Source organism: Cellulomonas sp. (assembly GCF_035634735.1).
Classification (GTDB): Bacteria; Actinomycetota; Actinomycetes; order Actinomycetales; family Cellulomonadaceae; genus Cellulomonas.
This window is the reverse complement of record NZ_DASQCJ010000208.1, coordinates 1-3835: the sequence shown is the minus strand read 5'-3', so window position 1 is coordinate 3835 and position 3835 is coordinate 1. Positions and strand designations below refer to the sequence as shown.

The following is a 3835-nucleotide window of genomic DNA, read 5'->3' as shown; positions in this document are numbered from 1 at the left end:
CGCAGCCACGTCGCGCCGAGCCCGTACCCGCGCTCCGCGAAGCCCGCGCCGCCGGGGTAGGCGTCGTGCACGAACACGGTCGCCTGCTCGGTGTCGGCGTGCAGCGCGGTGGAGACGCCGCCGAGGTCCCAGCGGTCGCAGGTGGCGAGCAGCGGCAGCAGGCCGATCGACGCGTGCTCCGCGGCGTGCAGCGCGCCCGGCGCGGTCTCGACGGTGATCCCGGCGCGCGCGAGCACCTCGACGGGGGCCGTCCACCACACCGACGTCGTCGGCAGCGTCCGCGCGGGCAGGTCGAGCAGCTCGGAGCCGAGCACCTCCATGTCCGGGATCCGCTTGCGCTGGAAGCTCAGCACCTGGGTGGTGACGTCGACCGCGCCGAACCCCCACGTCACCGGACCCCACCGGCGCTCGGCCGTGACGGAGCGGATCTCGGTGGACGTCACCCAGCGCGCCCAGGTGCCGTAGTCGACGTCCCGCCGGTCGACGAGGGCGACGCCGTCCTCCAGGCGCAGCTCGTCGACGACGTAGGTCGCGCCCTGGTGCACGTAGACGGCGCCGGCGTGCACGGTCGAGTCGGCGGCGGCGGAGTCCACCGTGCCCAGCAGCCGCCCGGTGGTGGACTCGACGACGCGGACGGGGTCGCCGCCGGTGCCGCGCAGGTCGGTCAGCCGGGCGGCCTGCTCGGCGTGGGTCCAGTACCAGCCCGAGGGTCGGCGGCGCAGCGCCCCGCGCGCGACGAGGACGTCCAGCAGCTCGCGGGTCCCCGGGCCGAACAGGTCGAGCTCCTCGGCGCGGATCGGGGTCTCCGCGGCGGCGGCGCAGAGGTGCGGGGCGAGCACGTAGGGGTTGCCGGGGTCGAAGACCGTCGCCTCCACCGGGGCGTCGAGCGCCGCCTCCGGGTGGTGGACGAGGTACGTGTCGAGCGGGTCCTCGCGGGCGACCAGCACGACCAGGCCGTCGGCGCCGGCTCGCCCGGCGCGACCCGCCTGCTGCCAGAGCGACACGCGCGTGCCCGGCCAGCCGGCGATCACCACGGCGTCGAGCCCGGAGATGTCGACGCCCAGCTCCAGGGCGTTCGTGGTGGCGAGCGCGCGCAGCCGCCCGGTGCGGATCGCCGCCTCGAGCTCGCGCCGCTCCTCGGGCAGGTACCCGCCCCGGTAGGCGGCGACGGCCACCGCGAGCTCGGGGTCCACCTCCCGCAGGTGCTCCCGGGTCACGGTGGCGACCGACTCCGCGGCGCGCCGCGACCGGGTGAACGCGAGCGTGCGGGCGCCCGCGGCGGTGAGGTCGGCGAGCAGGTCGGCGACCTCGGCCGTCGCCGAGCGGCGCGGGCGGTCGGGGTCGTCCGCGACCAGGTCCTCGCCGGTGCCGAGCGGGCCGGAGCCCTCGCGGGCCGGGCCGACCGACCCGGCGTCCGGGCCGGGCGCCGGCGCGGCCGTGCGGGCGGCGGGGTCGTCCTCGCCGTCGCCTCCGCCCCCGTCGTCGCCGGCGTGGCCGTCGTCGTCCCCGTCGCCACCGCGGTCGGCCTCGTCCCCGCGGCCCGCCCCGGACGGCGCGGCGCGGTCCACGTCCACCGGCGGCTCGTCGAGCGGGAGCGCCCACGGGTCGTCCTCGGGCAGCAGCCCGCTCCACGGGCCTTCGGCGGGCGCGACCTCGGGCGGCTGCCAGAGCGCCACGGTCTTCCGGCCGGCCGGGGAGGCGTCGTCGGCGACCGACACGACGTCCTCCGGCGGGACGCCGATCAGCCGGGCCGCGCTGACGGCCGGCTCCGCGGTGGTGGCCGACGCGAGCAGGAACACCGGGTCGGCGCCGTAGATCCCGGCGGCCCGGCGCAGCCGCCGGAGCACCGCCGACACGTGCGCCCCGAAGACGCCGCGGAAGGCGTGGCACTCGTCCAGCACGACGTAGCGCAGCGAGCCGAGCAGCCGCGCCCACCGGCGGTGCTGCGGCAGCAGCGCGAAGTGCAGGAAGTCCGGGTTGGTGAGCACCACGTCCGCGTACTCCTGCACCCACCGCCGCTCCTCCTGGGCGGTGTCGCCGTCGCACGTCGAGACCCGGACGTCCCGGAGCCGCGCGGCGGACAGCACCCGGTCGAGCGCGTGCCGCTGGTCGGCCGCGAGGGCCTTGGTCGGGCAGAGGTAGAGCACCGACCCCCGGCGGGCGACGGTCTCGATCCGGCCCGGGTCGAGCGCACGGGCGGCGGCCTGAGCGCGGACCGCCGACAGCGAGGGCAGCCAGAACGCCAGCGACTTCCCGGACCCGGTCGACGTGGACAGGACGGTGTGCCGCCCGGACCACGCGGCGTCGGCGGCGAGCGCCTGGTGCCGCCACGGCCGCTCGACGCCGAGCGCCCGGTACCCCGCGACCAGGTCGGGGTCCGCCCACGCGGGCCAGTCGACCGGTGTGCCCTCGCGCGCCGGCAGGTGCCGGACGTGCGTGAGCCGGTCGGCGCGGCGGCCCGCGGCGAGCAGCACGTCGAGCAGCTCACCGGTCCCCACCACGGGACCATCCTCGCCCCTCGGCGGCGCGGCGTCGTACCGGGGTGCCCGGCGCGCGCACCGCCCGGGCGTCGGCCGGGGTCGCCCGGGGCCGGGGCGGCCCGGTCGGGCGGGGCAGGATGGGCACGTGGCGACGCACATCGACCTGAACTGCGACCTCGGCGAGGGCTACGGCCCGTGGACCCTGGGCGAGCCCGGCGCTGACGACGCGCTGCTGTCCGTCGTCACCAGCGCCAACGTGGCCTGCGGGTTCCACGCCGGCGACCCGGCGATCATGGCCGCCCGGTGCGCGACGGCGCTGGCCCGCGGCGTGGCCGTCGGCGCGCACGTCTCCTACCGGGACCTGGTCGGGTTCGGCCGGCGTCGGCTGGACGTGCCGCCGGGCGAGCTCGCGGCGGAGGTGGCCTACCAGGTCGGTGCCCTGCAGGCCGTCGCCCGGACCGTGGGGGCCCGGGTCGGCTACGTGAAGCCGCACGGCGCGCTCTACAACCGGATCGTGCACGACGAGGGGCAGGCCGCCGCGGTGGTCGCGGGGGTCGCCGGCGTCGACCCGACGCTGGCGCTCGTCGGCCTGCCCGGGTCCGCGGTGCTCCGGCACGCGCACGAGGCGGGGCTGCCGACCGTGACCGAGGCGTTCGTCGACCGCGGCTACCTCGCCGACGGCACGCTGGTGCCGCGGGACCGCGCGGGCGCGCTCGTCACCGACCCCTGCGAGGCCGCCGCGCGCGCCGTGCGGATGGCGACCGACGGCGCGGTGGTGGCGGTGGACGGCACGCTCGTGGCCGTCGACGCGGCGTCGCTGTGCGTGCACTCGGACACGCCCGGTGCGGTGGCCGTCGCGCGCGCAGTCCGGGCCGCGCTCGAGTCGGCCGGGGTCGATCTGCGGCCGGCCGCGCCGTGACCGGGACCCGTCGATGACGCCGGACGCGCGCAGCCGGGTCGTGCCGTACGGGGTCGACGCCCTGCTGGTCGACCTGCCCGGTCTCGCGGCGGTGCGGGCGCTCGACGACGCCCTGCGGGCCGACCCGCCGCCCGGCGTCGTGGACGTCGTGCCGGCCGCGCGCACGGTGCTCGTCCGGTTCGGCACGCCCGGCGACGCCCTCGCCGCTGCGGACCTCGTGGCGGCCGGTGCAGCGCGTGCCGCCACGGCGCCCGCGCCCGCCCCCGCGCAGACCGGTGCCTCCGCCGCCACTCCCGTGCCCGCGCCGGCCCTCGCGCCGACCGGTGGCTCAGCCGCCACGCCCGCCCCCGCGGACCCCGCCCCCACGGCAACCGCCCCCACGGACCCCGCCCCCGCCCCCGCCCCCGCCGCGGTCGTGCTCCCCGTCCGCTACGAC

At 79.1% G+C, this 3835-nt stretch carries 3 protein-coding genes; 2 read left to right on the top strand and 1 reads right to left on the bottom strand.

What is annotated here, in order from left to right:
- On the bottom strand, positions 1-2501 hold a 2501-nt coding region (locus VER05_RS17125), incomplete at its 3' end, for a DEAD/DEAH box helicase (RefSeq protein WP_414647647.1).
- A gap of 124 nt (positions 2502-2625) precedes the next feature.
- Between VER05_RS17125 and VER05_RS17120 the strand changes: the two genes are divergently transcribed.
- Both VER05_RS17120 and VER05_RS17115 read left to right on the top strand, forming a co-directional pair.
- On the top strand, positions 2626-3399 hold the full coding sequence (locus VER05_RS17120) for a 5-oxoprolinase subunit PxpA (protein ID WP_324846523.1): 774 nt from the start codon (positions 2626-2628) through the stop codon (positions 3397-3399).
- A gap of 13 nt (positions 3400-3412) precedes the next feature.
- The coding region (locus tag VER05_RS17115; RefSeq protein WP_324846522.1) for a carboxyltransferase domain-containing protein at positions 3413-3835 on the top strand (423 nt) is incomplete at its 3' end.